Below are 26,637 nucleotides of genomic sequence, written 5' to 3' on the forward strand. Positions count from 1 at the left end.
TATCAACTTCTGGCGTTGATTTTTGGCACGCTGTTGAGTTCTCAAGGAACGGACGCTTCCTTTGTACTCGCTCTTCCGAGCTTTCCTCCGGGCTTTCGTTCTTCGTTCTTGCGTTTCCGACTCTATCAGAGTCAGTTCCGCTTGCTTTCCAGGTTCTTCGCTTTCGCGTTTTCCCTTTCCGGCGATTCCGACTCTATCAGGGCTTTTCCGTCTCCCTGACCACTCACCCGATTACCGAGAAGGCAATACGAAGAGCAGCACGGATCAAGATCGGTACTGAAGAGGAGGATTCCCGTCCATCGGCTGTTCGCGACAAGTTCACGCGGCACGTCCTGGCGGGAGTCACGACAGTACAGGGCCCGTGGTGCCCAAGCAAATCGATTCAGGCGTATGGTCTAGTCCACTACGTCGTCACGGGTCGCGTGGTGTGCCCTCCGAGGGGGGGCACATCGAGCGAACCGGGACGTGTCATGACATACCCTTCTGAAAGTACGTCGTTGCAGCACTGGTTGTGACGACGACACGTTGAAGCCCCACCCCTGGGAGGCCCCCCATGACCAGCGTGACGTCCCCACTCGCCGGGCGCGCCATCGGACTCGCGGCAGTGCCCGATCCGGTGTTCTCCGGCGCGATGGTGGGTCCGGGCACCGCTATTGACCCCGTGCGCGAGCCGTCGGAGGCGGTGGCCCCCGTCGACGGTGTGGTCGTCTCCCTGCACCCGCACGCGTACGTCGTCGTCGACGGCGAAGGGCACGGCGTCCTCACCCATCTCGGGATCGACACCGTTCAGCTCAACGGCGAGGGCTTCGAGCTCCTCGTCAACAAGGGCGACACCGTGACCCGCGGCCAGGCCGTCATCCGCTGGAACCCGCAGGCCGTCGAGGACGCCGGCAAGTCGCCGATCTGCCCTGTCGTGGCGCTTGAAGCGACCGCGGACTCCCTCTCCGGGGTCGTCGAGTCCGGAGACGTGAAGGCCGACGACGCCCTGTTCAGCTGGCAGTGACTTCGTCCGCCTGCACGGGCGAGTCGGACATCCACCGCGGCGGCTGGGCCCGCCGCTCAATCGGAGACGGGTGAAATGGAGACAACGCTGCGAGGCGTCGGCGTGAGCCACGGTGTGGCGATCGGCGAGGTGCGGCACATGGGCACGGCGGTTCTCGAACCGCCGGCCAAGCAGATCACCGCGGACGAGGCGGAGCGCGAACAGGGGCGCGCCCGCAAGGCCGTGGAGGCTGTGTCCGCCGACCTGATCGCACGCGGCCAGCTGGCAGGCGGCGAGGCCCAGCACGTGCTTGAGGCCCAGGCGATGATCGCCACGGACCCCGAGCTGATGGCGGACGTCGACCGGCGCGTCGCCGTCGGCAGCACGGCCGAGCGCGGTGTGTACGACGCGTTCGCCTCGTACCGCGACCTGCTCGCGGGAGCCGGGGAGTACATGGCCGGCCGGGTGGCCGACCTGGACGACGTACGGAACCGGATCGTGGCGCGGCTGCTGGGCGTACCGATGCCGGGCGTGCCGGACAGCGACGAGCCGTACGTGCTGATCGCGCGGGACCTCGCTCCCGCCGACACCGCGCTGCTCGACCCGGCGCTGGTCCTCGGCTTCGTCACCGAGGAAGGCGGCCCGACCAGCCACAGCGCGATCCTCGCTCGGGCACTGGGCGTGCCGGCCATCGTGGCGCTGCCGGGTGCGGGTGAGATCGCCGAGGGTACGGTCATCGCCGTCGACGGCAGCACCGGCGACCTGTTCGTCGAGCCGACCGCAGAGAAGCGCGCCGAGCTGGAGGCCGCGGCCGCCGAGCGCAAGGCCGCTCTCGCGTCCTCGTCCGGTCCCGGTGCGACCTCCGACGGTCACAAGGTGCCGCTGCTGGCGAACGTGGGCGGTCCGGCCGACGTGCCGGCGGCCGTGGAGGCCGGGGCCGAGGGTGTGGGTCTCTTCCGCACCGAATTCCTGTTCCTGGACGACAGCAAGAAGGCGCCGTCCGAGGAGAAGCAGATCGAGTCGTACCGCAAGGTGCTCGAAGCCTTCCCCGAGGGCCGCGTGGTCGTCCGTGTCCTGGACGCGGGCGCCGACAAGCCGCTGGACTTCCTGACCCCGGCCGACGAGCCGAACCCGGCGCTGGGTGTGCGGGGCTTGCGCTCCCTGCTGGACCACCCGGACGTACTGCGTACGCAGCTGACGGCGCTGGCCAAGGCGGCCGAGGGCCTGCCGGTCTACCTGGAGGTCATGGCCCCCATGGTGGCCGACCGGACGGACGCGAAGGCGTTCGCCGACGCGTGCCGCGAGGCCGGGCTGCGGGCGAAGTTCGGCGCGATGGTGGAGATCCCCTCCGCCGCGCTGCGGGCGCGCTCGATCCTCCAGGAGGTCGAGTTCCTGTCGCTGGGCACGAACGACCTGGCGCAGTACGCGTTCGCCGCGGACCGACAGGTCGGTGCGGTGTCGCGGCTCCAGGATCCGTGGCAGCCCGCGCTGCTCGACCTGATCGCCATGTCGGCCGAGGCCGCCAGGGCGGAGGGCAAGAGCTGCGGTGTCTGTGGCGAGGCCGCTTCGGATCCGCTGCTGGCCTGTGTGCTGACGGGTCTGGGTGTCACCTCTCTCTCCATGGGTGCCGCTTCGATTCCCTACGTGCGCGCGACGCTCGCCAAGTACACGCTGGCCCAGTGTGAGCGTGCCGCGGCCGCGGCACGTGCGGCGGACACCGCCGAGGAGGCCCGTGTGGCCGCCCAGGCGGTGCTGTCCGGCGAGTAGCCGAGCAGGGTGGTGTTCGAGCGAGGGGCCTTCGCCGGTGGCGGGGGCCCCTCGCTCGTGTCCGGTCGTCCGCGGTCCCGTCCTCCTTTACAGGTCGGCGGTGCTCACGGTCAGTGGTGCGGGGTCGGGTCGTCCACCTCGTAGCCGGGGCGGTAGTCGACGCCGGGCTCGGGGGCCACGGGGTCCCCGGTGTCGGCGTCCGTGCAGTAGGCGTTGAACACGGCGGCCGCGGAGAGGGGGACCAGGCGGCCGCGGTCCAGGCGCCAGCCGTGGACCCGGTCGCCCGATCCCTCGGTGGTGCTGCGCAGCACCAGTCCCCCGGGGCCGCCGAGGGCGAGTCCGGCGGCGAGGACGGTCACGAAGTCGAGCCCGTCGCGGCCCTCCATGCGGGGTGGTCCGTCCCGGTCCGCGGTGACCTCGGCGTGCAGGACGGCGACGAGCTGTTCGTCCTGGGTGGGGACGCTGCACACGAGGTGGTGGTGGCCGGGCCCGGCGCCGTCGACGAGGCGGGTGAGCGATTCGGTGGCCCGGGTGAAGGAGGCGCGGCCGATGTCCTCGCCGCAGTCGGCGCAGCTGCCGACGCCGGCGAGCAGGGTGGTGGCGTACTCCCAGGTGGCCTGGCGGACGGCCTCGTCGACGAGGAGCGGGACGAGCTCGTCGATGGGCTGGCCGGTGTACGGCAGTACGGCTCCCGCGCCGGCCAGTTCGGCCGTGAAGCGGGTGCGCGCTTCGGCGGTGTCGGGGTCGACGCCTTGTTCCGTGCAGAACTCGGCGTACTCGTCGGGGTCGAAGAGGGCGACGGTGGTGTGGAGTCCCTGGGCCGCGAGGGACCGGAGCAGGCCGTCGACGTGCCGGAGGTAGTCGCCGTAGTCGTCGCGGTGGTCGAAGGTGAAGCTGCGGTAGCCGCGCATGGCCGCGAAGTCCCCGGCGTCGGCCAGGAGGCCGACGGTGTGGGGGACTTCGCGGCGCAGCAGCCGCCTCCGGGTGCGGGCACCGGCCCGCGTGGCCCGGTCCGGCCGTTCGGCCGGACCGGCCTTACCGGTGGTCTGGCTCGGGTCGTGACGTGTCCGTGGCATGGCTCCCCCTGAGTGGCGCATTCGATTGCTCACTCAGAGTAACCATCACCACTGACAGTGACCTCAGTCGCCGGTGCGGGTGCGGGCCAGCTCCTCGTAGAAGTGCAGGAGGTCGAGGTTGTCGACCGAGCCCGGGTTGACGGCCTTCGCCATGGGCGTGCCCTGGAGGAGGCGCTTGACCGGTACCTCGATGCGCTTGCCCGTCAGGGTGTGCGGGATGCCCGGGACCTCGATGACCTCGTCGGGGACGTGGCGCGGGGAGAGCTCCTCGCGGATCGTCGCCTTGATGCGGCCGCGGAGGTCGTCGTCGAGGGTGGCGCCGGGCGCGAGGTGGACGAACAGGGGCATCCAGTAGCCCCCGTTCGCCTCCTCCAGGCCGATGACCAGGGATTCCTTGATCTCGGGGAGGCGTTCGACGGCTTCGTAGATGTCGGCGGAGCCCATCCGGACGCCCTGCCGGTTGAGGGTGGAGTCGGAGCGGCCGTGGATGACGACGGAGCCGTGGTCGGTGATCGTGATCCAGTCCCCGTGGCGCCAGGCGCCGGGGAACATCTCGAAGTAGCTGTCGCGGTAGCGGCTGCCGTCCGGGTCGTTCCAGAAGCGGATCGGCATGGAGGGCATCGGGTTGGTGACGACGAGCTCGCCCACCTCCCCGACGAGCGGCTTTCCGGACGGGTCCCAGGACTGGAGATCGGTCCCGAGGCCGGCCGCCTGGAGCTCGCCGATGTGGACGGGGAGGGTGGGGACGGCGCCGGCGAAGCAGCTGCACACGTCGGTGCCGCCGCTGACGGAGGCGATCCAGAGGTCTTCGGCCACCTCGTCGTGCAGCCAGCGGAAGCCGTCGGGAGGCAGCGGCGAGCCCGTGGTGGCCACGCACTTCACGGCGGAGAGGTCGAAGTCCCGGCCGGGGTGGACGTCCGCCTTGCGGCAGGCCATGACGTACGCGGCGGAGGTCCCGTACAGGGTGGCCTTGGTCCGCTCGGCGATCCGCCACTGGGCCCCGGTGTCGGGGTAACCCGGGCTGCCGTCGTACAGGACGACCGTCGTCCCGGTGAGCAGGCCGGAGACGAGGAAGTTCCACATCATCCAGCCGGTGGAGGTGTACCAGAAGAACCGGTCCTCGGGGCCGAGGTCGCAGTGCAGGCCGAGCTGCTTCAGGTGCTCCAGGAGGATGCCGCCCTGGGACTGCACGATCGCCTTGGGCAGGCCCGTCGTACCGGAGGAGTAGAGCACCCAGAGCGGGTGGTCGAACGGGACCGGCTCGAAGACCGGCTCGGTGGTGCCGGAGACCAGGTCCGACCAGGCCAGGGCGCCGTCGGGGGCCGCCGTGCCGAGCAGCGGGATGTGGACGACCGCGCGCAGCGAGGGGAGCTCGGCGCGCAGTTCGGCGACGGTGTCGCGGCGGTCGTGCTCCTTGCCGCCGTAGCGGTAGCCGTCGACGGTGAACAGGACCACGGGCTCGACCTGCTGGAAGCGGTCGAGGACGCTGCGGGCGCCGAAGTCGGGGGCGCAGGAGGTCCACACGGCGCCGACGGCTGCGGTGGCGAGGAGCGCGGTGACGGCCTCGGGGATGTTCGGGAGGTAGCCGCTCACCCGGTCGCCGGGGCGTACGCCGAGGGCGCGCAGCTCGGCGGCGAGTGCGCCGACCTGGCGGCGGAGCTCGCCCCAGGCCACGGGGGTGGCCTCGTGGGTCTCGTCCACGTAGAGGAGCGCGGCGTCGTCCGCGCGCGCCGGGTCCTCGGCGGCGCGCAGGGCGTGCTCGGCGTAGTTGAGGGTGGCGCCCGGGAACCAGTGCGCGCCCGGCATGGAGCGGTCCGCGAGGACGGATTCGTACGGGGTGGTGAACCGGACGTCGAACCACTCGGCGACGGCCTGCCAGAAGGTGTCGAGCTCGTCGACGGACCAGCGGTGCAGGGCGGGGTAGCCGCCGTCCGCGGGGGCTCCGAACCGGTCGGCGGCCCAGGCCTGGAAGGCGGTGATGCGGGCCGCGGCGATCCGGTCGGGGCCCGGGGACCAGAGGGGTTCCGGCGGGGTGGCTGAGGTCATGGGTCGGCTCCCGGTCAAGTCTGCGGCTCGCGCGTCGTGTGCGTGATGTGTGCGTGGCGTGCGTTCGGCGCCGTCGCGCGGTGGGTGTGCGCGGTGGCTCACAGGGACCATGCCATGTGATCCACCTCCGCACCAGGGGCCTCTTGGACGAGTGAACGGAAGTTGAACGCCGCCCGCTCGCCGGGCGGCCGGTGGCAGGGTGAGCAGCATGAACGGTCGTGATCTGGTGCGTGCGGTGAAGGAAATCGGTACGGAGCGCGGGCGGCGCGCGTGGCGCTCGGCCTGGCGCCACCGGCGCACGGACGCGCTGGGGCTCCCGCGCCGCGGCGCCGAGCGCGCCCGCGTGCCGGGTCTGCTGACCGGTACGGAGCCGCGGCCCGGCGGCGGGGTGCTCAGGTTCGCCCGCTCGGAGCTGCTCGTCCGGGTCACGGCCGGCGGCGCGGTGTTCTGGAGCTGGGACGGGGCCGGGCCGACGCCCTCGTACGCGCTCGTCGACGGCGGCCCGGAGCCCGATCCGCGGGCCGCCCTGGAGCCGGACACCGGCGGCGGCTGGCGGGTGGTCTCCGAGCGGGTGACGGTGGCGGTGTCCCGGCACGGCGCGATCGAGGTCCGTACGCCGGGCGGGACGGTGCTGCGCCGGGAGCTGCCGCCGCGCTGGTGGGAGCCGGCGGAGCCGGTCGCGGGGGCCGCGGTGGAGGCGCGGTGGCTCCAGCGGTCCGAGGTACCGGCGGACGCGCGCTTCTTCGGGCTGGGCGGGCGGGCCGGAGGCCCGCGGCTGCGCGACGGGGTGTACCGGCTGTGGAACACGGACCCCAAGGGCGGGTTCGGGCCGGGCGACGATCCGCTGTACATCACCATGCCGGTGCAGCTGGTGGTGGCGGACGCGGGAACCCACCTGGTGTTCCACGACAACTCCTGGGACGGCCGGGTGGCTTTGCGCGAGGGCGAGGAGGGCGCCGGTTCGGGGGCGGACCGGCCGGGGGCGAGCGAGCTGCGCATGGAGGGCGGCCCGCTGCGGTGCTGGGTGCTGGTGGGGACGCCGGCGCGGGTGCTGCAGGGCTGGTCGGGGCTGACCGGCGGGGCCGCCGTACCGCCCGAGTGGGCGCTCGGGTACCAGCACGCGCGGTGGGGGTTCGGGAGCGCGCAGGAGGTGCGGCGGGTGGTGTCGGGCTACACCGCGCGCGGGCTCCCCCTGTCGGCCGTCCACCTGGACATCGACCACTACGACGAGCACCGTGTCTTCACGGTGGACGCGGAGCGGTTCCCGGACCTGCCGGGGCTGGCGAGGGAGCTGGCGGGGCAGGGCGTACGGCTGGTGTCGATCGTCGACCCGGCGGTGAAGGCGGGCGACCCCGTCCACGCCGCGGGCCTGGCGGTGGGGGCGGGTGGTGCCTTCGTACGGGACGCGCTGGGGCAGGAGGTGCGGGGCGAGGTCTGGCCCGGGGAGTGCGCGTACCCGGACTTCACGGATCCGGCGGTGCGCACCTGGTGGGGCGGGCTGTACGCGGAGCGGCTGGAGCAGGGTTTCGCCGGGGTGTGGCACGACATGAACGAGCCGGTGTCCTTCGCCCCCTTCGGGGACATGACGCTGCCGCGTTCGGCGCGGCACGCGATGGACGGGGCGGGCGGGGACCACCGGGCGGCGCACAACGTGTACGCGCTCGCGATGGCGCGGGCGGGCTGGGAGGGGCTGGTGCGGCTGCGGCCGGCCGAGCGGCCGTTCCTGTTCTCCCGGTCGGGGTGGGCGGGGATGCAGAGGTACGGGGGCACGTGGTCCGGGGACGTGGAGTCGGGCTGGGAGGGGCTGCGGGCCTCGCTGGCCCTCGTGTTGGGGCTCGGGCTGTGCGGGGTGCCGTACTCGGGGCCGGACGTGGGCGGTTTCGGGGGCTCGCCGTCGCCGGAGCTGTATCTGCGGTGGCTGCAGCTGGGCTCGTACCTGCCGCTGTTCCGGACCCACTCGGCGATCTGGGCCGGGCGGCGCGAGCCCTGGGAGTTCGGCCCGGAGGCGGAGGAGCGGGCGCGGGAGGTGCTGGCGGAGCGGGAGCGGCTGCGGCCGTACTTCCTGACGCTGGCCCAGCTGGCGCGGCGGACGGGTGCTCCGTACGTGCGGCCGCTGTGGTGGGGGGCGCCGGAGGACCGGGCGCTGCGGGACTGCGAGGACGCGTTCCTGCTCGGCGACGCGCTGCTGGTGGCGCCGGTGCTGGAGTGCGGGGCGGACCGGCGGGCGGTCCGGCTGCCGCGGGGGCGCTGGTACGACACGGCGACGGGGACGGCGTACGAGGGACCCGGGCAGATCCTGCTGGACGCCCCGCAGGGGCGGATCCCGGTGCTGGCGCGGGCCGGGGCGGTACTGCCGGTGCGCTCCGCCGGGGGCGGGGTGGCGTTGGAGGCGTGGGCTCCGGCCCGGGGCCGCGCGGGCGGCGGGGTGGTGATCCGGGATCCGGGGCCGGGGTTCGAGGCGGGGGAGGTCGAGCGGTACGCGGTGCGCTGGGTGGGCGACGCGGTGGTGGTGGAGAACGAGGCCGGCGAGCCGGTGGAGGGGGTGGAGGTACGGGGTCTCGGGCCCGTGGCCGGAGCCGTCGAGGGCGTGCCGGGGCTTCTGTAGCGCCGCTCCGGCAGGCCGCGGGGAGGCTTCGGACAGGCCGCGGGGCCCCTACCGGTTTCGGGCCGCCGTCAGGGGGTGTGGCGGCCCGCGAACCAGGCTGCCGCGGCCCGGGTGTGGAGGGGGAAGGCCAGTTCCGTCGGAGTGCGCAGGACGTGCCAGCCCGTGGTCTCGTCCGTCGGGGCCGACGGCGGGAGGGAGGCCGTCGGGCGCGACGGCAGCAGGCCGAAGAGCAGCAGGTGGCCCGCCGGGGAGCTCATGGCATCGGCCAAGGCGACGTCGGAGGCCGGGGCGTGGATGCCCGTCTCCTCGCGCAGTTCGCGGACGACCGCGTCGCGCCAGTCCTCGCCGAAGTCCATGAAACCGCCGGGCAGGGCGATGCCCCCGAGGGCCGGCTCGATGGTGCGGGTGATCACCACCAGTCCCGTACCGGCCTCGTCCTCGACCGGGAGCAGCGTGACGGCCACCGGGAGCGGATTGCGGTACGTGACGGTCCCGCAGGAGGCGCACGTACGGGGCCAGGCGGTCGTGTCGAACAGCGATCCGCAGGTGGAGCAGTGTGAGTCCCTCTGCTGTGCCGGCATGGGGCGATCGTATGCCAACCTCCGGCATTCCGGTCCCTGTTGCCCTCCTGTGGCCGTGAGTACCGTGCCCGCATGACTTTCGCCTCGTACGAAGAGTTCTGGCCCTACTACGTCGCCCAGCACTCCCGCGCCGCCACCCGCTGGATCCACCTCTCCGGCACCCTGACCGGGCTCGCCCTGACCGCCTACGGGGTGGCGCGCGGCCGCAAGCGGTTCCTCGCCGCGCTCCCGCTGATCGGTTACGGCACCGCCTGGCCCGCGCATTTCCTGATCGAGGGGAACAACCCGGCCACCTTCGGCCACCCCGGCTGGTCGCTGCGCGGGGACGCGCGGATGATCCGGATGATGCTGGCCGGGCGGGACGCCGAGCTGGCCGGGATCGCGCAGAAGTGGCTTGCCGAGAACCCGTGCCAGGGCTGCCCGCCCGTGACAGACTCCCAGGGAACCTGACGCTCCGTCAGATGACTGCCCAGGGAGGGTCCCTTGGAAAGCACACGCACCCCCGTCGTCAGCGGGTGGTTCACCGAGGATGCGCCGGACGGCGGCGGCTTCCGGCTGCTCGGCACCCGGTGTTCCGCCTGCGCCGCGGTGTTCTTCCCGCGCGAGGACGCGTACTGCCGCAATCCGCACTGCCCCGGCGACGGCCACCTCGCCGAGGTGCCGCTGTCCCCGCGCGGCCGGGTGTGGTCCTACACCGACGGGCGCTACCGGCCGCCCGCGCCGTACGTGTCCGACCCGGGCGCTCCCTGGGAGCCGTACACCCTGGTCGCGGTGGAGCTGGAGGCGGAGGGGATGGTCGTGCTCGGGCAGACGGTTCCCGGGGTCACGGTCGCCGATCTGGCGGTCGGGATGGAGGTCGAGGTCGTCGGCGGCGTGCTGAACGAGGACGCGGACACCGGGACCGCGTGGACCACCTGGCGGTTCCGGCCCGCGGGAGGCTCCGCGTGAGCGCCGACATCGCCGTCCTCGGGGCCGGTATGCACCCGTGGGGCAAGTGGGGCCGCAGCTTCGTCGAGTACGGGCGGGCCGCGGCCCGCGCCGCGCTCGCCGACGCCGGGCTGGAATGGGCCGACGTCCAGTCGATCGTCGGGGCCGACACCGTGCGCTGCGGATACCCCGGCTACGTGGCCGGGGCGACCTTCGCCCGGGCGCTCGGCTGGCAGGGCGCCCGGGTCACCAGCGTGTACGCGGCCTGCGCCTCCGGTGCCCAGGCCATCGGGGCGGCGCGGGCGCAGATCCTGGCCGGGCTGGCCGACGTCGTCCTGGTGGTCGGCGCGGACGCGGCGCCCAAGGGGTTCTTCGCCCCGGCGGGCGGGGACCGGCCGGACGATCCGGACTGGCTGCGGTTTCGCGTACTGGGCGCCACGAACCCGGCGTACTTCGGCCTCTACGCGCGCCGCCGGATGGCGGTCCACGGGGACACGCTGGAGGATTTCGCACAGGTCAAGGTCAAGAACGCGGCGGCCGGCGCGCTCAATCCGCTCGCCCGCTACCGCAAGCCGGTCACGGCCGAGGAGGTCGCGAACTCGGCGGTCGTCGCCGATCCGCTGCGGCTGCTCGACATCTGCGCCACCTCGGACGGGGGCGCGGCGCTCGTCCTGAGCAGCATGGACTTCGCGCGCTCGCGCGGGGTCTGCGACCCGGTGCGGATCCGGGCGGTGTCGACGGTGACGCCGACGTATCCCCGTACGGTCCTCGACCTCCCGGACATCGCCACGGACTCGGTGACCGCCGCAGTTCCTGCGCCGGGCTCGTTCCGGGCGTCGATCGCGCGGGCCGCGTACGAGGAGGCCGGGCTCGGGCCGGAGGACCTCTCGCTCGCCGAGGTGTACGACCTCTCCACCGCCCTGGAGCTGGAGTGGTACGAGGACATCGGCCTGTGCGCCGAGGGCGAGGGGGCCAAGCTCGTACGGGAGGGCGCGACGGCGCTCGGCGGCCGGGTGCCGGTGAACACCAGCGGCGGGCTCGCCTCCTTCGGGGAGGCGGTGCCGGCGCAGGCCATCGCCCAGGTGTGCGAGCTGACCTGGCAGTTGCGCGGCACGGCCGGGGACCGGCAGGTGCCGGGGGCGCGGGCGGGGATCACCGCGAACCAGGGGCTGTTCGGGCACGGATCGGCCGTCGTCGCGGTGCGGTGAAGCGGGTCCTCGCCTGACGCCCGCGGCTTCGCGGGCGGGACGGAGCGGCCGGGGCGCGGAGCCTGAACAGGGGCTGTTGTCGGAACGCTTGACGGCCCCCGGAGGCGGGTTCACACTCGCTCCACAGCCTCCCGCCGCGTACGACTCCCGGCCGAGGCCCTCCGACCCCCCATGAGAGCCGCGGCCCGTACCCCAGTCGGCGGGGGTACGGGCCGCCTCCTGTGGGCCGGGGGCGCGGCGCCCGCAAGCCTCGGCGCCTCGCGACCAGGCGCCCTCGCGACCAGGCGCCCTCCGGACCCGGCGCCCTCAGGACCCGGCGCCCTCAGGACCCCGCGGTCAGGGTCCGGCGCCGGGCCCGCGCCAGCGACATCGCGTGTTCCACGACTCCCACCAGCACGTCCTTGACGGACTCCCGGTCCCGGGCGTCGCACAGCAGCACCGGCACCTCGGGATCGAGGTCGAGCGCCTCCCGCACGGTCACCACCGGGTGCCGTTCGGCTCCGTCGAAGCAGTTGACGGCGACCGTGAACGGGATCCCCCGCCGCTCGAAGTAGTCGACGGCGGCGAAGCAGTCGGCGAGGCGGCGGGTGTCGGCGAGGACCACGGCGCCGAGCGCACCCTGGGCCAGCTCGTCCCACAGGAACCAGAAGCGGTCCTGTCCGGGCGTGCCGAAGAGGTACAGCACCAGGTCCTCGCGCAGCGTGATGCGACCGAAGTCCATCGCCACGGTGGTGGTGCTCTTGCCCTCCACTCCCCCGGTGTCGTCGATGCCGATGCCCGGCTCCGACAGCAGTTCCTCGGTCCGCAGCGGTCTGATCTCGCTCACCGCACTGACCAGGGTGGTCTTGCCCACCCCGAAGCCGCCCGCGACCAGGATCTTCAGGGTCAGCGGCTCGACCGGCGACACGGCATGCATGGCACCGGTGCGGCTAGAGCGCCCGAAGGCCATCGATCACCTCACGCAGAATGGATTCGTCGGGCAGTTCGGCCGGGGGTACCGGCCGGTTCACATGGACCAGTTGCTCATCGGCCAGGTCGCCGATCAGGACGCGTACGACCCCGACCGCGAGGTCGAGTTCGGCCGCGAGCTCGGCGACCGACTGCGGCCGCTCCCGGCACAGTCCGAGGATGTGGGAGTGCTCCGGGGAAAGGGTCAGGTCCCAGACCGGGTCGTCGGCCGCCGGTTCGGCGACGACGAGCGCGATCAGGTCGAGCCGGTGCTGGCCGGCGTGGCTGGTCCGACCGCGGGTCATGGCGTACGGGCGCACGACGGGACCGGCCTCGTCGTCGAACCAGTGCGGGTGGGCGGGATCGTACCGGCCTGGATCGTTCTCGGCCGGATCGTTCGGGCCTGGATCGCTCATGCCGTCCGCCTCACCCTCCGGCTGGCAGCCCGGAGCGGGGAGCGGTCGCCAGGTGGTCGCCTACCCGCTTGACCATGAGGGTCATCTCGTACGCGACCTGCCCGACGTCGGAGTCGGCGTCGGAGAGCACGGCAAGGCAGCTGCCGTCGCCTGCGGCCATGACGAAGAGGAACGCCTCGTCCAGCTCGACCACGGTCTGGCGGACGCTGCCGGACTCGAAGTGGCGACCGACGCCCTTGGCCAGGCTGTGGAAGCCGGAGGCCACGGCGGCCAGGTGCTCGCTGTCCTCGCGGGTCAGGTCCTTCGAGCTGCCGGTGGGCAGGCCGTCGCCGGAGAGGACCACGGCCTTGCGGATGCTGGCGACCCGGTCCACGAGCTCGTCGAGGAGCCAGTTGAGCGGACCGGAGCCGCGGCCCCGGGTGTCGTTGCCGGTCTGCGGTGCGGTCATCGACCGTCCCCCTCGTTCTCGTATCCGGGACCTGGGGCGGCGGAAGTGCCTGCCCCGGTTCCGGACTGCTGCTGTGCCTGCTGGGTGCGGCCCGCCGTCCAGCCGCGCTGGAGTGCGGACATGCGCGTGCGTACTTCTTCCGCGTCGCGGTGGACCACCTGGTCAGTGGCGGCTTCGGCGGGAGCGGAGGCCTGGGCGTTCTTCAGCTGGGGCGCCAGGTTGGCCTGGCGGACGCGCTTGGGCAGACCGCCGGGGCCCTGGGCGGCCCGATCCGGCTCCGCCCCGGGCTTCGGGACCGCGGTGACCGGGCGGGGCTCCACGCGGCGGCCGTGGTCGGCGACCAGCGTCGGGGTGGGCCTGCGGCGCGGCAGCGGCACGGCGCCCGCGGGGCGGGGCGCGTCGGGGCGGGCGCCGCGGACCGGGTCGGCGCGGTGGCGGTCGAGGCGGACCGGGCCGGTGGGGGCCGTCGCCTCGCGGTCCTGGCCGCCCTTGCGGTCGGTGTGCGATGCCCGGTCCGCCGGGCGCAGCCCCAGCAAGGCGCTGCGCGGGGTGCCGTTCGGCGGGGTCTCGTCGTCGAGGGTGGCCATGGCGGGGCGGCCGCCGATGCCGGTGAGGCCGGCGATCCCGGTGGTGAGCTCGTCGAGGGGGGCCGGCTCGTCCAGCCCGAGGACACCGAGCGGGGCTTCCAGTTCCACCGGGCCGCGCAGTTCGGGGGCGGCGAGCGTGCGGCCGGCCGGGGCGCGCTCCACGGCGGCCGGGGCGGGCCGGGCGGGGCCCCGGCCGTTCTTGGTGCCCAGGCCGGCCCGGCCGCCCTTGCCGTCGCCGAGGCGCAGGCCGGTCCCGTTGGTCTCGGGGGCCTCGGTGAGCAGGGCCGCCGGCAGGAACACCACGGCGGTGGTGCCGCCGTAGGGGCTCGGCTGGAGGACGACCTTGACGGCGTGGCGCTGCGCGAGGCGGCTGACGACGAAGAGGCCGAGGCGGTCGGTGTCGGAGAGCTCGAACTCGGGGGTCTCCGCGAGCCGGAGGTTCGCGTCGAGGAGGGCTTCCGGATTCATGCCGAGGCCGCGGTCGTGGATTTCGAGGGTGAAGCCGTTGGCGACGCGTTCGCCGTGCACCTGGACGGCGGTGTGCGGCGGGGAGAACACGGTGGCGTTCTCCAGGAGTTCGGCGACGAGGTGGGTGACGTCGGCGACGGCGGGGCCGGCTATGCCGAGCCGGGGCAGCCTGCGCACCTCGATGCGCTCGTAGTCCTCGACCTCGGCGACGGCGGCCCGCACGACGTCCATGAGCTGGACGGGCTTGCGCCACTGGCGGGAGGGGGCCGCGCCGGAGAGGATCACCAGGCCCTCGGCGTGGCGGCGCATGCGGGTGGTCATGTGGTCGAGGCGGAAGAGGTCGGCGAGTTCCTCGGCGTCCTCGGTGCGCCGCTCCATGGTGTCGAGCAGGGTCAGCTGGCGGTGCAGCAGGACCTGGTTGCGGCGGGCCAGGTTGACGAACACCTCGGAAACGCCGCGACGGAGCTCCGCCTGCTTGACGGCGGCTTCGACGGCGGCGCGCTGGAGGGTGTTGAGGGCCTGGCCGACCTGGCCGACCTCGTCCTTCTCGTACTCCAGGCGCGGGGCCTCGGTCTCGACGTCGACGTGATCGCCGGCGGCGAGACGGCGCATGACGGCGGGCAGCCGGACGCCGGAGACCTCGTGGGCCTCCTTGCGGAGCCGGGACAGGTCGCGGACCAGGTCGCGGCCGATGCGCACCGAGAGGACGACGGAGAAGACGAGGGCGATGAAGCCGAGGACGCCGGCGATGGCCGCCTGGACGAGGACGTCCATGGCGACGGGTTCGACGCGCTTTTGGTAGCGGTCGCCCGCCGCGGTGCCCATGGTGGCGAGGTCGTCGAGGACCTTGCCCGCGGCCTCGTCCCACTGGGCGGCGGTGATGCGCGGGTTCTTGCCGGGTCCTGCGGCGACGAACCGTTCCTCCAGGTCGCGCAGCGGCTTGGAGTCGGGGCCGCCCCAGTACTGCTCGAACTGCTCGCGGTCGTCGGCCGGGAGGATCGCGAGGTTGAACTCGTAGAGCAGGGAGCGGTTCGCGGCGAAATCGGAGACGTGCCGGACGTCCGCTGCCGTGACGTTGCGGGCCGCGAGGGCGGCGGCGATGACGGCGTCCTCGCGCGAGAGCGTCTCGCGGGCGCGGGTGACGCCGACGAGGGCGCGGCCCTGCTTGTCCATCTCCACGTTCTCAAGGGCGTGGAGGTTCAGGAGGAAGTCGTAACAGGGGTCGACGAGACGGCTGTAGAGCTCCAGTGCCTGGTTCGGGTCGAGGGTGTTCTGGTCGACGGAGCGGCGCAGGGCGCCGATGCCGTGGAAGGCGTCCAGGATGGAGTCGAGGCGCTGGGCGGCCTCCGGGGCCAGCTCGTCCGAGACCTCGGGGTCCTTGGCGTTCTTGCTGATGCGGTCCACGAGCTCGTCGGTGGCGGCGCGGCGCTTGGCGAGTTCGGCGGTCGCGGTGGAGGCGCGGGGGTCGCCGAGGACGACGAGGCTCTGGCGGCGCTCCTTCTGGATGACGCGGACGACGTCCTCCACGGGGTAGCCGACCTTGTCGATGACGTAGGCGACGTCGAGGAGTTCGACGGCCTGGCGGCCCGTGAGCACGGTCGCGAAGCCCCACAGGGCGGTGAGGGAGACGAGCGGCACAAGGAGCAACGCCACGATCTTCCGGCGGATGGACTTCCCGCGAAAGCGCATGGCCTCCCCAGCCTCCCCCAGCTCAACCCCGTTGTCGGGGGTCGGTGTTCCGTCATTTAAACGGCGTGAGCCTACTACTGCCGGGGAGCGGCTTCGAAGACGTGTCCGGACGTTTTCGGCCGGGTGCCGGGGCGTAGATCACCAGTTGTCCGACACATCCGGTCAAGAGCGGTCCGTTATGTGGCAGATGACACTTGGTGGGGTGTCAGTTCCCGCAACCGAATGGATGGCTGGAATTCTTCGTTCCGCGATGGGCAGGTGCGGGGCAGAAGTCCCAGTGGATACGGGAATCTCTGAGCGGTTTCGAACGTCTAGCTGGTTGAGGGGACGGGGCAGGGGGAGCGTGGCATGGGGATGTACGAGGACGACGGTGCGACGGCGGGCGCGCGAGGCCGGTCGCTGTGGCAGGAGGAGGCGGCGCTGCGCCGCCGGATGCCGGATCCCGTGCGGGACTCGGCGGTGCGGGCGGTGCTGATCGTGGCCGTGACGCTGACCCAGGCGACGGTCACGTTCTTCCTGACGCTGACCGGCTCCTGGCTGGCCCTGCCGATGGCGCTCGGTGCGATAGCCGGGACGGTGGTGGCCACCTGGGGCGTGCTGGACGTGATGATCACCCGGCAGATGTGGAACCAGCGGTACGGGGTGGTGTCGGAGCCGAGCAGTACGGCGCGCGGCCGCCGGCGCGAGCGGCGCCGGGCCCGCGACGAGGCCCGTACGGCGGCCCGCCGGCAGCCGGGCGGAGCGGGAGCGGGCCGAATACCGAGGAGCGGCGGCGAAGCGGCCCCGGGCTCCCGGCCGGCCGTGTGGCCGCCGCCGGGTGCGGACCGGCGCTACCGGGCGAGCTCGGGCCGGGGCTGACGCCCGTACGGGCCGCCCACGGCGGGCCCGGCGGGAGTAGGGCCCCCGGGGACTGCCGGGACGGACGTGCCCGGGTCGCCGGGGACCGGGCCCGGGCCTGACCGCGGTGCTGTGCCGTGCGGAGCGGTCCGGTGCCGTGCCGTGCCGTGCCGTGCCGTGCCGTCAGGAAACGGTCGCGGAGCGGCGGAACATGCGGGTGGCCGTGATCTCGCCGTGAATGGTCTCCTCCTCCGGGGACTGCTGGGGCAGGCCCGGCCGCAGATGCTCCTCGACGCTGATGTACTTCAGGCCGGCCCGCAGGTCCGCGTCGTTGCGCAGCCTGATGACGAGCGGGAACTCGGCGAGGGCAGTGGTGTCGAACAGGCCGGTCGTGTAGAGCAACTGGACGCCGAGCGCGTCCGAGACGGCCCGCTGGAGTTCCAGCAGGTACGTGGCGTTCGCGCGCCCGATCGGGTTGTCGAGGAACAGCGTGCCCGCGTGGCGGTGCTTGTCGCGGCCGCGGTCGTTGCTGCGCAGCGCCGCCATCGTGCAGTACAGGGCGATCGCGGCGGTCAGCAGCTGGCCGCCGGAGAACACGTCGCCCATCTGACCGACCGGCACGCGCTCGGCGCGCAGAACCGCGTCCGGCTTGAGGATCTCGACCGAGATGCCCTTGGGCTCCAGGGCCGCCTGGACCCCGCGCAGCAGCAGGGACATGCCGTCGCGACGGCCCTCGCCGAACGAGGCGTTGCTGTTCTTCTTCACGGCCGCGCGGGTCGCCTCGTCGATGACCTCTCCCAACCGTTCCGTGAGCGTGGCCTGGTCCGGCTCCTCGAAACGGATGCGCAGGAACTCCTGGCCCGACCACTCCCCCAGGCCCTCGGGGAGCTGGGAGAGCCGCTGGGCGGAGCGCAGGGTGGCCAGGGCGGACTCCACGAGTCCGCGCAGCCGGTCGACGATGCTGTCGCGGTTGCGCTCCAGCTGGGCCAGTTCGTCGGTGAGGACGCGCAGCCGGGGGGCGAAGGCGGCTGCCCAGGCCGCGGCGTGCTCGGGCAGGGCGGAGGCGGGCAGTTCGCGGATCTGCTGGCGCGCGGGGGTGCGTACCTGCTCGTAGCGGTTGCCGTTGGCGTGGCGGACCAGGACGTCGCTCGCCTCGCGCACCGCCGCCTCGGCGGCCGAGAGGTCGGCGGCGCAGCCGCGCAGGGAGCGGCGGGCCTCGGCGGCGGACTGCCGGGCCTCCTCCAGGGTGCCCTGGTGGGCGGCCGGCTCCTGCTCGTCTTCCTGGTGGGTGTGGTCGCGCAGCAGGTCCCGCAGCATGGCCGCGGTCTCGTCGAAGCCTCCGGCGCCGTCCTCGGCGGTGCGGTGGGCGTGCAGCAGGTCGGCGTGGGCGGCCCGCGCGGTCTCCACGGCCGCGGTGTGCGCGGCGAGCTGGGCGGTGGCGGTGCGCAGCAGGGCCTGGGCCTGTTCCACGTCGCCCGGGATCAGCTCCTCGGGCAGGTCGGTGTGGGCCTCTCCCTCGGTGGGGGCGTGCCGTTCGGCCTCGCCGCGGAGCCGTCCGAGCTGCTCGCTGGCGACCTGCGTGCGGGTCTCCAGCATCTGTACGAGCGACTCGGCGCGGGCGGCGGCCGCCTGCCGGGAGGGCCCGTCGGCGCCGTCGGTGCCTTCGAGGAGCTGCGCGGCGCGGGTGCGGACCTTGTTGGTGAGCCGGTCGAGTTCGGCGAGGGCCGCGCTCTCGTCGCTCTCGGCGCGGGCCTGTTCGGCGCGCAGGTCGGCGCCGACGCCGACCTTCTCGTACAGCCGGGAGGCGGCCCGGTAGGCCTCGCGGAGGTCGGGCAGGGGCGCCTTGGCGGCGCCGTCTTCCTCGGGCAGGGCCTCGGGGGCGCCGGCGATCTCGGCGCGCTCGGCGCGCAGCGCGCGGGCGGTGCGGCGGGCGTCGTCGGCGGCGCGCTGGGCGGCACGGCGGTCCTCGTCGGCGGCGCGGGCCCGGTCCAGGCAGACCTCGGCGCGGGCCTCGGACTCGGCGGCGTCGTCGGCCAGTTCGCGGACCTTGGCCTGCCAGCCGGCGCGCTCGCGCAGCCGGAAGGCGAGCCCGGCGAGGGCGTCGGCGGCGCGGCGGGCCCGCTGGGCCGCGTCCTGGCGCTCGTCGCGGACGCGGGCGGCGTCGGCGGCGGCCTCGTCGGCCTCGGCTCGCACGGTACGGGCCTCCGCGAGCTCGGCGTCGGCCTCCTCGGCGAAGCAACGGGCGGCCTCGGCCTGCCGCGCCAGCTCGACCAGGCGGCCGGGCGGGCAGCCGGTACGCCAGGAGGCGAGGCGGGCGGCGAGTTCGCGGTCCCCGGCGAGGCGGGCGGCCAGGTCCCGGATCTCGGTGTCGCGGGCGGTGGCGCGGGTGCGCAGCGCCCGGCGCTCCTCGTCGGCGGCGTGCTCGTCGTGCATGGCCGGGTTCGGCGGGACGAGGAAGACCCCGCTGTCCGTGTCCTCGCCGTGGCCGGCGACCGCAGGCACCGGCGCCAGCAGGGCGGCGGCCGTGCCGACGGCGACGGTGGAGCGGGGCAGCAGGGCGGCCGCGGAGAGGACCTCACGGGCCCGCGCGTGGGTGTCGGGGTCGGTGATGACGACGCCGTCGACGAGCTCGGGGCGGGCGGCGAGGACGGCCGCGTGGTCGGCCGGGTCCACGGACTGGGCCAGGTAGCGCCAGCCGGGCAGGGCCGGAATGCCGTGTTCGCCGAGGTACTCGACGGTGGCGAGGACGTCGGGTCCGGGCGGCAGCAGTCCGCCGTCGCCGAGGGCGCCGAGGATGCGGGCGTCGTCGGCGGCGGCGGTGCGCAGCTCGAACAGCTGCCGCTCGGCCGCCCCGACTCCGCGGGTGAGCATCTCGCGCAGTTCGTCGGCGTTGCGGTCGAGGTCCCCTACGGTCAGTCCGCCGTCCGCGAAGGGCCCGGCGCCGCCGGGGGCGCCGCCCGGGTTCGCGGCGGCGGCTGAGCCGGTCGTGGCTCCGGGCCGGGCGGTCGGCGTACCGGCCCCCTCCGCGCTGCCCGTACGCGGGTGCGGGAGGAAGGTTTCGGGCGTCGCGGGGAGGCCGAGGAGCTCTGCCAGGCGGGGGGAGGCGGCCAGGGAGGCGGCGGCCCGGTGCTCGGCGCCGTGGGCGGCCTCGGCCGCGTCGGCGGCGTCCGCCGCGCGGGCGGCGGTGAGTTCGGCGCGGGACTCCGTGCCGGCGGCCCCGCGGGCGGCTTCGGCGGTGGTCCGGGCGGCCTCGCGGGACTCGTCCCAGGCGGCCACGGCGGTCTTCTCGGCATCACTGGCGGCCAGGGCGGCCCGGGCCGGGTCCGCATCGGGGGCCGAGTCGTCGAGCCAGCCGGCCCGTACCGCCTCGGCGGTCTCCTGCTGGACCTCGGCGAGCCGGGCCCGCAGGTGTTCGGCCTCGCTCCGGGCCCGCTGGGCCCCCGTGGCGGCGGCGGTGGCGTCGCGGTGCGCGGCCTCGCCCGCCTCCTGGAGCGCGGCGGACCGCTCCTCCTCCTCGTTGGCGACCCGCTCCCCGTCCTCGGCGGCCGTGTGCAGGGCCCGTACGAGCGCGGCGGCGGCCGTCGCCCGTGCGGCGAGCGCCGGGGCCGCGTCCCGCTCGGCCTCCAGGATCGCGGCGGCGACCCGGGCGGAGCGGTCGGAGGCGGCGCGGTGGCGCAGCACGATCTCGGCGGCCTGCCACGCGGAGTGCAGGGTGCGGGCTTCGAGGAGTTCGCGGCGCTGGGCGGCGGCGGCCTTGTCGGCGACGGTCAGCGCGAGCGAGGCGTGCCGGTAGGCGAGTTCGGCGGAGACGGCGGCGCTGCGGGTCCGCGCGGACTCGGCGGAGGTGACCCCGTGGGCGGCGCCGGTGACCCGCTGCGCGAGGTCGGAGGCGCGGCCGCGCTCCTCGGCGGCGCGGGCGGACAGCCGCCGGGCGAGGGTGCGGGTGCGGCGCTCGGCACCCGCGTGGACGTCGCGGAGCCGGGAGCGGGTCTCGGCGGCCTCGACGATCTTGGTGAGGAGGTCCACCGAGCCGGCGGTGAAGTCCCGTTCGGCCATCAGCTCGGCGCGGCGGCCCAGCTTGTTGCCGAAGCCGTGGACCAGGTCGGCGAGGCCGTCGGTGTCCCGGGTGTCGGTGACCGCGCGCAGGAGCAGGTCGGTGAAGTCGGAGTCCTTCTTGACCGCGAAGAGGCCGGCGGCCTCGCCCTCGTCGGCGTTCATCTCACGCTGGTAGCGGAAGAGTTCGGGATCGAGGCCGAGTTCGGTGAGGTGCTCGTTCCACCGGTCGTGGATCTCCTCGAAGTACACCTCCAGATGCGGGTACGCCTTGCCGGCCTCGGTGAGGGCGTCGCGGAAGCCCTTCATCGTGCGGCGCCGGCCCTGGGCGCCGGAGGCGCCTTCGACGGACGGGCGCACGGCGGTGGCCTCGGCGACGGGGAGGTTGTCCAGGCTCAGGCCGGGGCCGGGGCGGAAGGAGTACCAGGCCTCGGCGAACTTGCGCGGGTCGTTGGAGACCTGGCGGCCGCGCCATTCGCTGACCTTGCCGACGACCACGCACTCGCCGGTCTGGGTGTGCTGCCACTCCAGGGCCACGTGGCCGCAGTCGTCGGCAAGCAGGAACTTGCGCAGGACGCCGGAGCTGGCGCCGCCGAGGGTGTTGCGGTGGCCGGGGAGCATCACCGAGAAGATCAGCTTGAGCAGGACGGACTTGCCGCCGCCGTTCTCCAGGAAGAGGACGCCCGCGGGCGCCGGGCGGCGCGGCGGGCCGGTGGGCTCGTCCTCGAAGAACTCCGCCTGGGCGGGCGCCGGGTGGGGCACCGGCTCACCGACTCCGCGCAGGTCGAGCACGGTGTCGGCGTAGCGCGCACCGGCGGGCCCGATGGAGTAGAGGCGGATCCGGGACAGCTCGTACATGGCGGCGGACTCTCGTGAATTCTCGGTGCGGAGGGTACGGAGGGCAGGTCGGGCGGCGGGGCTCAGGCGTGGAACGGGAGGCCGGCGTCGGCGGCGAGCTCCAGGTCGTCGCCCTCGGGCGGCGGCAGGAGGCTGGCGGAGCCGTCGCTGACGGGGACCACGCCGAGTTCCAGGAGCTCGGCCATGGCCGCGCTGCCCGCCATGTCGCGGACCTGGAGCTGGTAGCGGGGGGTGGTGCGGTACGTCCCGCCGGCGTCGTCGCCGGTGCGCTGGAGGAACCCGGAGTCGGTGAGGAAGGCGGCGGCCTTGCCGACGATGCCGGTGGTGGAACCGGCCAGGCGGCGGGCGTCCTTGGTGGCGCCGGTCGCGCTGCGGCGGGCGTAGACGCGCCAGGCGGCTTCGAGGCCGGGGGCGTCGGTGGCCGGGTCGGTGTTCTCGCCGAGCTCCTCGGCGCGCTCCTCCAGGCGGCGGCAGGTCTGCCGGACGAAGGCGTCCACCCCGTTGACGGTGACGCGGCCGATGTAGCCGTCGTCGGCGAGGTCCTCGGGGCGGGGGAAGGCGAGGGCGGCGACGGCGAGGTGGGCGAGACCGTGCAGGAACCGGTCGGCCGAGTCGGCGGTGGCGCGGCGGGCGTAGTCGCCCATCCGGACGGCGAAGACGGAGTCCTCTCCGGCGGCGACGGCCATGCCGGCGCGCGGGGACACCTCCAGGACCACGAGACCGAGTCCGGTGGCGACGGCGTCGGCGAGTCGGCCGAAGGCCGGCTCCTCGCGGTAGCGGCGCAGCAGTTCGGCGTACTCGGCGTCACGGGCGGGGAGCAGTTTGGGCTGGAGCCCGAACGCGACGAGCCGGGCCGCGTCCGCGGCGTCGGCGGGGGTGACCGCCCCGCCGGCGGCGGGTGCGACGGGGGCCGGCGGCGCGTCGGCCTCGCTCCACGCGGGGTGTTCGGCGTGGTGGTCGCTCACGGGTACTGCCTCTCGTGGTGTGCGGTGGTCGCGACGGCGGTGGTCGCGGCGGCGGGCGGGTTCTCTCCCGCGCGCCGCCCCCTGCCGCTGTGCTGGTTCATGTCGTTCGGCCGAGCGGCCCGGCGGGGGTCATGCCGCCTCCGTGCGGTCCGCGGTCATCGCGGCCGCGTCCAGGAGCGCCGTGCCGACGATCAGGTCCGCGCCGCCGAACTCGGGGTCTTCGAGCTGCGTGCCGTCGTCCACGGCGAAGAGCAGCCGCTCCTCGCCCTGGCGGTAGGCCGTGCCGACGGCCGGGCTCGCCGCGTGGACGGCCAGCAGGGCCACCAGGTACGGCAGGTCCGGGTCGCTGCGCCGGGCCTCGGCGAGCAGGCCCGACAGCCGGCGCGGGGCGTCGTGCGGCAGCTCCAGGAGCTCCATCGCGGCGGCGAGCTGCTCCTCGCTGAACCGGCTGTCGTCCGGGGTCGCGATGAGGTCCGGCTCCGGCATCTCCGCGCCCAGGTGCTCGCGTTCCACCGGCGGCGTCAGCAGTATCTCGACCAGGTCGCAGACGCGCACCGAGACCGGGGTCCGCAGCCCGACGGCCGACGCGAAGAAGGCGTCGGTGACCCGGGAGGCCTGCGCGAGCGGCAGCGGCAGCACGGGCGCGACGAGCTGCCCGTACAGGTCGATCCCGGAGCGCGGCGCGGGGGCCGCGAAGGCCTGCCGGTCCTGCTCGGCGCGGAACAGCGGGCCCGCGTCCAGCAGCCTCGACTGGAGCTGGGTGTGGCGGCGGATGCAGTCCTTGACGATGTCGACGAGCTCGGCGGCGCGCCGCTTGTTGTCGGGCTCCTCCGCCTCGTCGCGCGCCCGGCGGATGTTGGTCAGGATCGCGTTCTCGTGCCGGTAGCGGTCGGCGACGTGGTCGAGGGCCTCCTCGATCATGTCGGGCACCGATTCGAGCCAGTCCACCGCCCGGACGTTGCGCCGGGTCGCGTCCAGCGTGCGGCGCAGGGTCTCCGCGTACTGGACGGTGCGGTAGCGGGCCTGCTCGGCGGCGAGCTGGGCGTCGGCCAGCCGGCCCCGGCTGATCAGGACCTCCAGCTTCACCTCGGCCGCGATCTGCGCACTGGTGACGTCCGTGTCGAGGGCGCCGACCAGCACGTTGACGGCCTCGTCGGTCGTGCGGAGGTAGACGGCCCCGCCGTAGCCGGGGACCTCTTCGATCAGCTTGAAGTCGTAGTCCCGGCGCACGTACACCCCGTCGGGGCCGAACGTGCCGTAGATCGCCCGGAATCCGCGGTCCACGCTGCCGACGTTGATCAGGTTCTCCAGGACCCAGCGGGCCACCCGCTCGTGCTCGGCCGCAGGGCGGTGCGGTGCCTGCGCGGCGGCGCGCGGCAGCAGCCTGGCCACTATCTGCTCGTGGTCGGCGCCGGTGTCGAAGTCCATGTTGAGCGTGACCAGGTCGATCGCGGCGAGCGCGACCTCCGCCATCGCGTAGATCCCGTACTCGCCGGCGAGATTGGCCTTGCGTACGTCGAGGTCGTGCAGCGGGGCGGTGCAGGCGAGCGCGCGCAGCCGCCGGGCCAGGCCCTCGTCGGCGGCCGGGCCCGGCGCCGGGGACGGAAGGGGCTTCGCCGGGGCGGGGAGAGTCACGGACAAAGACTAGGCGCTGACACGGACAACATCCCAAACGGCATGGTTCGGCCGGATCGGTCCCGGGGGCCGCCGGCCGTTCCCGCCGCACGCGCCGTGTTCCGCGTGTCCACGTTCTACGCTCACCGCATGGCTTCCATGATCACACCTCTGATCGACCTCAACGCCGATCTCGGCGAGGGCTTCGGGCGCTGGACGCTGACCGACGACGAGGCCCTGCTGTCCGTCGTCACGAGCGCGAACGTGGCGTGCGGCTTCCACGCCGGGGACCCGTCCATCATGCGCCGGGTCTGCGCGCTGGCCGCGGAGCGGGGCGTGCGGATCGGCGCGCAGGTCTCGTACCGCGATCTGGCGGGCTTCGGCCGGCGCTCGATGGACGTGCCGGCGGGCGAGCTGGCCGACGAGGTGGCCTACCAGATCGGGGCGCTGGAGGTCTTCGCCAAGGCGGCCGGCTCCCGGGTGTCGTACGTGAAGCCGCACGGCGCGCTGTACAACCGCACGGTCCACGACCCGGGCCAGGCCCGCGCGGTCGTCGCCGGGGTGCGGATGGCGGCCGGTACGGCCGGCCTGCCCGTCCTGGGCCTGCCGGGCTCGCTGCTGCTGTCCGCCGCCGAGGCGGCGGGGCTGCCGGCCGTACCGGAGGCCTTCGCCGACCGGGCGTACACACCGGCCGGGACGCTGGTGCCGCGCGGGGAGCCCGGGGCCGTGCTGCACGATCCGGACGCCGTGGTGGCCCGCGCGGTCGGGATGGCGACCGAGGGCGCGGTGACGGCCGCCGACGGCTCCCGGGTGGCGCTGCGGGCGCGCTCGCTGTGCCTGCACGGGGACACCCCGGGGGCGGCCGGGCTCGCCCTGCGGGTCCGCGAGGCGCTGGGCGCCGCGGGGGTCCGCCTGGGGGCCTTCGCGTGAGGCCGCTGGTGGTGGGCGGCGAGGCCCTGCTGATCGAGCTGGACTCGGCGCAGGAGGTGGCGGCGCTCCACGCCGAGCTGCTCCGGCGGCGGGACGCGGGCGAGCTGGGGGCCGTGCGGGACGTGGTCCCGGCGGCGCGGACGGTGCTGCTGGACGGCGTGCGCGAGCCGCGCGCGCTGGCGGAGCGCATCGCGCGCTGGGTGGTACCGCCGCTGACGGAGACCGAGGGACCGCTGGTCACGGTCCCCGTCCGGTACGACGGGCCGGACCTGGCGGAGGTGGCCCGGCTGTGGGGGGTCGCGGAGCGGGAGGTGGCCGGGGTCGTGGGGGACACCGTGTTCCGGGTGGCCTTCTGCGGGTTCGCGCCGGGCTTCGGTTACCTGACGGGGCTGCCGGAGCGCTTCCACCTGCCCCGGCGGGTCACGCCCCGTACGGCCGTGCCGGCGGGCTCGCTGGCCCTCGCGGGCGAGTACGCGGGGGTGTACCCGCGCTCCTCCCCCGGCGGCTGGCAGCTGGTCGGGACGACGGACGTGGCGCTGTGGGATGCGCGGCGGGAGCCGGCGGCGCTGTTCGCGCCGGGGGTACGGGTGCGCTTCGAGGAGGTGGCGGGGTGAGCGGCGCCGCGCTGCGGGTGCTCCGGGCCGGGGCTCTGACGACCGTCCAGGACCTGGGGCGGCCCGGATACGCGCACCTGGGCGTGCCGAGGTCGGGAGCCCTGGACGCGGGGGCTCTCGGCCTGGCCAACCGGCTGCTCGGCAACCCGCCGGGGGCCGCGGCCCTGGAGACCACCCTGGACGGGGTCGGCCTGCGGGCGCTGGCCCCGGTGACCGTGGCGGTCACGGGCGCGCCGTGCGCCGTACGGGTGTCGGGCCGCGCGGTGGCGTGGGGGGCGCCGGTGTGGCTCCGGGCCGGGGCGGAGCTGGAGGTGGGCCGGGCCGAGTCGGGGGTGCGCGGCTACGTCGCGGTGCGGGGAGGGTTCGCCGTACCGCCGGTCCTGGGCAGCCGCTCGACGGACCTGCTGTCGGGGCTGGGGCCGCCCGTGCTGTCGGCCGGGACGGTGCTGCCGGTGGGTCCGGCCGGACCGGATCCGGTCCGCGGGGCGGACGTGCCGGCCGCGCCGGGGATGCCGGCGGAGCTGGTGCTGCCGCTGCGGCCGGGGCCGCGCGCGGACTGGTTCGAGCCGGCTTCCGTCGCGGCCCTGTGGCGTGCGGGGTTCCGGGTCTCGCCGGCGTCGAACCGCATCGGCCTGCGCACCGAGGGCGGGACCCCACTGATCCGCGCCCGCGGCGGTGAGCTCCCGAGCGAGGGCATGGTCCTGGGCGCGGTCCAGGTCCCCCCGGACGGCCTCCCGGTGGTCTTCCTCGCCGACCACCCGGTGACGGGCGGCTACCCGGTGGTGGGCGTGGTCCCCCCGGGCCCGGCGCTCGACGCGGCGGCGCAGGCCCGGCCGGGGGTGCCGGTGAGGTTCGTGCGGGCCCGGTGAGACGTCCGCGGGGGCCGCGGCCGGGTACCGGGTGAGGGGGTTCCTCCTTTGTCCCCGGCGCGGGGGAACCGGCTGCACGCCCCCGCCCTGCACGCCCCCGCCCGCACCGAGACACGTCTCGGCCCGGCCCCCTCTCGTCGGGGGCCGGG

At 74.6% G+C, this 26,637-nt stretch carries 21 protein-coding genes; 11 read left to right on the forward strand and 10 right to left on the reverse strand.

Annotated elements, in window-relative coordinates; translation table 11 throughout:
* The 3 genes from AB0M92_RS27905 to ptsP all read left to right on the forward strand — a co-directional run.
* Positions 1–219: hypothetical protein (locus AB0M92_RS27905; RefSeq protein ID WP_366105066.1), on the forward strand; the 219-nt coding region annotated here is incomplete at its 5' end.
* A 334-nt stretch (positions 220–553) separates the two neighbouring features.
* Positions 554–1,003 carry a PTS glucose transporter subunit IIA gene (locus AB0M92_RS27910; RefSeq protein WP_134074564.1) on the forward strand — a complete coding sequence of 150 codons (450 nt, stop codon included), beginning with the start codon at positions 554–556 and terminating at the stop codon, positions 1,001–1,003.
* A gap of 75 nt (positions 1,004–1,078) precedes the next feature.
* The gene (ptsP, locus tag AB0M92_RS27915) at positions 1,079–2,749 is read left to right on the forward strand and encodes a phosphoenolpyruvate--protein phosphotransferase (protein WP_366105067.1); all 1,671 of its coding nucleotides are present in this window, start codon (positions 1,079–1,081) and stop codon (positions 2,747–2,749) included.
* Positions 2,750–2,859: 110 nt separating this feature from the next.
* Here ptsP and AB0M92_RS27920 read toward each other — a convergent pair whose 3' ends face one another.
* Together AB0M92_RS27920 and AB0M92_RS27925 are read right to left on the reverse strand one after the other, a co-directional pair.
* Positions 2,860–3,825, reverse strand: a complete 966-nt coding sequence (locus tag AB0M92_RS27920) for a hypothetical protein (RefSeq protein ID WP_366105068.1) — start codon at positions 3,823–3,825, stop codon at positions 2,860–2,862.
* 63 nt (positions 3,826–3,888) lie between these two features.
* The gene (locus AB0M92_RS27925; RefSeq protein WP_366105069.1) at positions 3,889–5,871 is read right to left on the reverse strand and encodes an acetoacetate--CoA ligase; all 1,983 of its coding nucleotides are present in this window, start codon (positions 5,869–5,871) and stop codon (positions 3,889–3,891) included.
* A 208-nt stretch (positions 5,872–6,079) separates the two neighbouring features.
* Between AB0M92_RS27925 and AB0M92_RS27930 the strand changes: the two genes are divergently transcribed.
* Positions 6,080–8,476 carry a glycoside hydrolase family 31 protein gene (locus tag AB0M92_RS27930; protein ID WP_366105070.1) on the forward strand — a complete coding sequence of 799 codons (2,397 nt, stop codon included), beginning with the start codon at positions 6,080–6,082 and terminating at the stop codon, positions 8,474–8,476.
* A 68-nt stretch (positions 8,477–8,544) separates the two neighbouring features.
* Here the strand turns inward: AB0M92_RS27930 and AB0M92_RS27935 are convergent, their stop codons facing one another.
* The gene (locus AB0M92_RS27935; RefSeq protein ID WP_366105071.1) at positions 8,545–9,057 is read right to left on the reverse strand and encodes an NUDIX domain-containing protein; all 513 of its coding nucleotides are present in this window, start codon (positions 9,055–9,057) and stop codon (positions 8,545–8,547) included.
* Between the two features lie 72 nt (positions 9,058–9,129).
* Here AB0M92_RS27935 and AB0M92_RS27940 point away from each other — a divergent pair, with 72 nt between their 5' ends.
* From AB0M92_RS27940 to AB0M92_RS27950, 3 genes are read left to right on the forward strand one after another with little or no spacing between them, the layout of a single operon-like run.
* Positions 9,130–9,507 carry a DUF962 domain-containing protein gene (locus AB0M92_RS27940; protein ID WP_366105072.1) on the forward strand — a complete coding sequence of 126 codons (378 nt, stop codon included), beginning with the start codon at positions 9,130–9,132 and terminating at the stop codon, positions 9,505–9,507.
* 33 nt (positions 9,508–9,540) lie between these two features.
* Positions 9,541–10,005: a zinc ribbon domain-containing protein gene (locus AB0M92_RS27945; protein ID WP_366105073.1), complete on the forward strand. Its 465-nt coding sequence runs from the start codon at positions 9,541–9,543 to the stop codon at positions 10,003–10,005.
* Positions 10,002–11,192, forward strand: a complete 1,191-nt coding sequence (locus AB0M92_RS27950) for a lipid-transfer protein (protein WP_366105074.1) — start codon at positions 10,002–10,004, stop codon at positions 11,190–11,192. Before AB0M92_RS27945 ends, AB0M92_RS27950 begins: the two co-directional genes overlap by 4 nt.
* A 322-nt stretch (positions 11,193–11,514) precedes the next feature.
* On the opposite strand, the gene AB0M92_RS27955 is transcribed toward AB0M92_RS27950, so the two are convergent.
* Genes AB0M92_RS27955 through AB0M92_RS27970 form a run of 4 tightly spaced genes read right to left on the reverse strand, consistent with a single transcriptional unit; the run spans position 11,515 to position 15,748 of the window.
* Positions 11,515–12,141: an ATP/GTP-binding protein gene (locus AB0M92_RS27955; protein ID WP_366105075.1), complete on the reverse strand. Its 627-nt coding sequence runs from the start codon at positions 12,139–12,141 to the stop codon at positions 11,515–11,517.
* Entirely contained in the window at positions 12,122–12,556 is a 435-nt protein-coding gene (locus AB0M92_RS27960; RefSeq protein WP_366105076.1) for a DUF742 domain-containing protein, read from the reverse strand. Before AB0M92_RS27960 ends, AB0M92_RS27955 begins: the two co-directional genes overlap by 20 nt.
* Before the next feature lie 10 nt (positions 12,557–12,566).
* Positions 12,567–13,004, reverse strand: a complete 438-nt coding sequence (locus tag AB0M92_RS27965; protein WP_030871925.1) for a roadblock/LC7 domain-containing protein — start codon at positions 13,002–13,004, stop codon at positions 12,567–12,569.
* Positions 13,001–15,748 (reverse strand): nitrate- and nitrite sensing domain-containing protein, encoded by a 2,748-nt coding sequence (locus tag AB0M92_RS27970; RefSeq protein WP_366105077.1) that lies wholly within the window; start codon positions 15,746–15,748, stop codon positions 13,001–13,003. Before AB0M92_RS27970 ends, AB0M92_RS27965 begins: the two co-directional genes overlap by 4 nt.
* 348 nt (positions 15,749–16,096) lie before the next feature.
* On the opposite strand from AB0M92_RS27970, the gene AB0M92_RS27975 reads away from it, so the two are divergent.
* Positions 16,097–16,606 (forward strand): hypothetical protein, encoded by a 510-nt coding sequence (locus AB0M92_RS27975; RefSeq protein WP_366105078.1) that lies wholly within the window; start codon positions 16,097–16,099, stop codon positions 16,604–16,606.
* 162 nt (positions 16,607–16,768) lie between these two features.
* Here the strand turns inward: AB0M92_RS27975 and AB0M92_RS27980 are convergent, their stop codons facing one another.
* The 3 genes from AB0M92_RS27980 to AB0M92_RS27990 all read right to left on the reverse strand — a co-directional run bounded on the left by AB0M92_RS27980 (position 16,769) and on the right by AB0M92_RS27990 (position 24,096).
* On the reverse strand, positions 16,769–21,496 hold the full coding sequence (locus AB0M92_RS27980) for a hypothetical protein (RefSeq protein ID WP_366105079.1): 4,728 nt from the start codon (positions 21,494–21,496) through the stop codon (positions 16,769–16,771).
* Positions 21,497–21,558: 62 nt separating this feature from the next.
* Complete coding sequence (locus AB0M92_RS27985) at positions 21,559–22,461, reverse strand: hypothetical protein (RefSeq protein ID WP_366105080.1); 903 nt, start codon at positions 22,459–22,461, stop codon at positions 21,559–21,561.
* A 129-nt stretch (positions 22,462–22,590) separates the two neighbouring features.
* Positions 22,591–24,096, reverse strand: coding sequence for a hypothetical protein (locus AB0M92_RS27990; RefSeq protein ID WP_366105081.1), 1,506 nt, complete (start codon positions 24,094–24,096; stop codon positions 22,591–22,593).
* Positions 24,097–24,246: 150 nt separating this feature from the next.
* On the opposite strand from AB0M92_RS27990, the gene AB0M92_RS27995 reads away from it, so the two are divergent.
* From AB0M92_RS27995 to AB0M92_RS28005, 3 genes are read left to right on the forward strand one after another with little or no spacing between them, the layout of a single operon-like run.
* On the forward strand, positions 24,247–25,005 hold the full coding sequence (locus AB0M92_RS27995; protein ID WP_366105175.1) for a 5-oxoprolinase subunit PxpA: 759 nt from the start codon (positions 24,247–24,249) through the stop codon (positions 25,003–25,005).
* Positions 25,002–25,619, forward strand: a complete 618-nt coding sequence (locus AB0M92_RS28000; RefSeq protein WP_366105082.1) for an allophanate hydrolase subunit 1 — start codon at positions 25,002–25,004, stop codon at positions 25,617–25,619. The genes AB0M92_RS27995 and AB0M92_RS28000 overlap by 4 nt, the downstream gene beginning before the upstream one ends.
* Complete coding sequence (locus AB0M92_RS28005) at positions 25,616–26,488, forward strand: biotin-dependent carboxyltransferase family protein (protein WP_366105083.1); 873 nt, start codon at positions 25,616–25,618, stop codon at positions 26,486–26,488. Before AB0M92_RS28000 ends, AB0M92_RS28005 begins: the two co-directional genes overlap by 4 nt.
* Positions 26,489–26,637: the final 149 nt, after the last annotated feature.

Origin of the sequence: Streptomyces sp. NPDC051582 (assembly GCF_040681715.1) — a bacterium.
Classification (GTDB): domain Bacteria; phylum Actinomycetota; class Actinomycetes; order Streptomycetales; family Streptomycetaceae; genus Streptomyces.

Coding starts and splice junctions, on each gene's coding strand:
- AB0M92_RS27910 (WP_134074564.1), top strand. CDS start 554: ATGACCAGCGTGACGTCCCCACTCGCCGGGCGCGCCATCGGACTCGCG.
- ptsP (WP_366105067.1), top strand. CDS start 1,079: ATGGAGACAACGCTGCGAGGCGTCGGCGTGAGCCACGGTGTGGCGATC.
- AB0M92_RS27920 (WP_366105068.1), bottom strand. CDS start 3,825: ATGCCACGGACACGTCACGACCCGAGCCAGACCACCGGTAAGGCCGGT.
- AB0M92_RS27925 (WP_366105069.1), bottom strand. CDS start 5,871: ATGACCTCAGCCACCCCGCCGGAACCCCTCTGGTCCCCGGGCCCCGAC.
- AB0M92_RS27930 (WP_366105070.1), top strand. CDS start 6,080: ATGAACGGTCGTGATCTGGTGCGTGCGGTGAAGGAAATCGGTACGGAG.
- AB0M92_RS27935 (WP_366105071.1), bottom strand. CDS start 9,057: ATGCCGGCACAGCAGAGGGACTCACACTGCTCCACCTGCGGATCGCTG.
- AB0M92_RS27940 (WP_366105072.1), top strand. CDS start 9,130: ATGACTTTCGCCTCGTACGAAGAGTTCTGGCCCTACTACGTCGCCCAG.
- AB0M92_RS27955 (WP_366105075.1), bottom strand. CDS start 12,141: ATGGCCTTCGGGCGCTCTAGCCGCACCGGTGCCATGCATGCCGTGTCG.
- AB0M92_RS27960 (WP_366105076.1), bottom strand. CDS start 12,556: ATGAGCGATCCAGGCCCGAACGATCCGGCCGAGAACGATCCAGGCCGG.
- AB0M92_RS27965 (WP_030871925.1), bottom strand. CDS start 13,004: ATGACCGCACCGCAGACCGGCAACGACACCCGGGGCCGCGGCTCCGGT.
- AB0M92_RS27970 (WP_366105077.1), bottom strand. CDS start 15,748: ATGCGCTTTCGCGGGAAGTCCATCCGCCGGAAGATCGTGGCGTTGCTC.
- AB0M92_RS27975 (WP_366105078.1), top strand. CDS start 16,097: ATGGGGATGTACGAGGACGACGGTGCGACGGCGGGCGCGCGAGGCCGG.
- AB0M92_RS27980 (WP_366105079.1), bottom strand. CDS start 21,496: ATGTACGAGCTGTCCCGGATCCGCCTCTACTCCATCGGGCCCGCCGGT.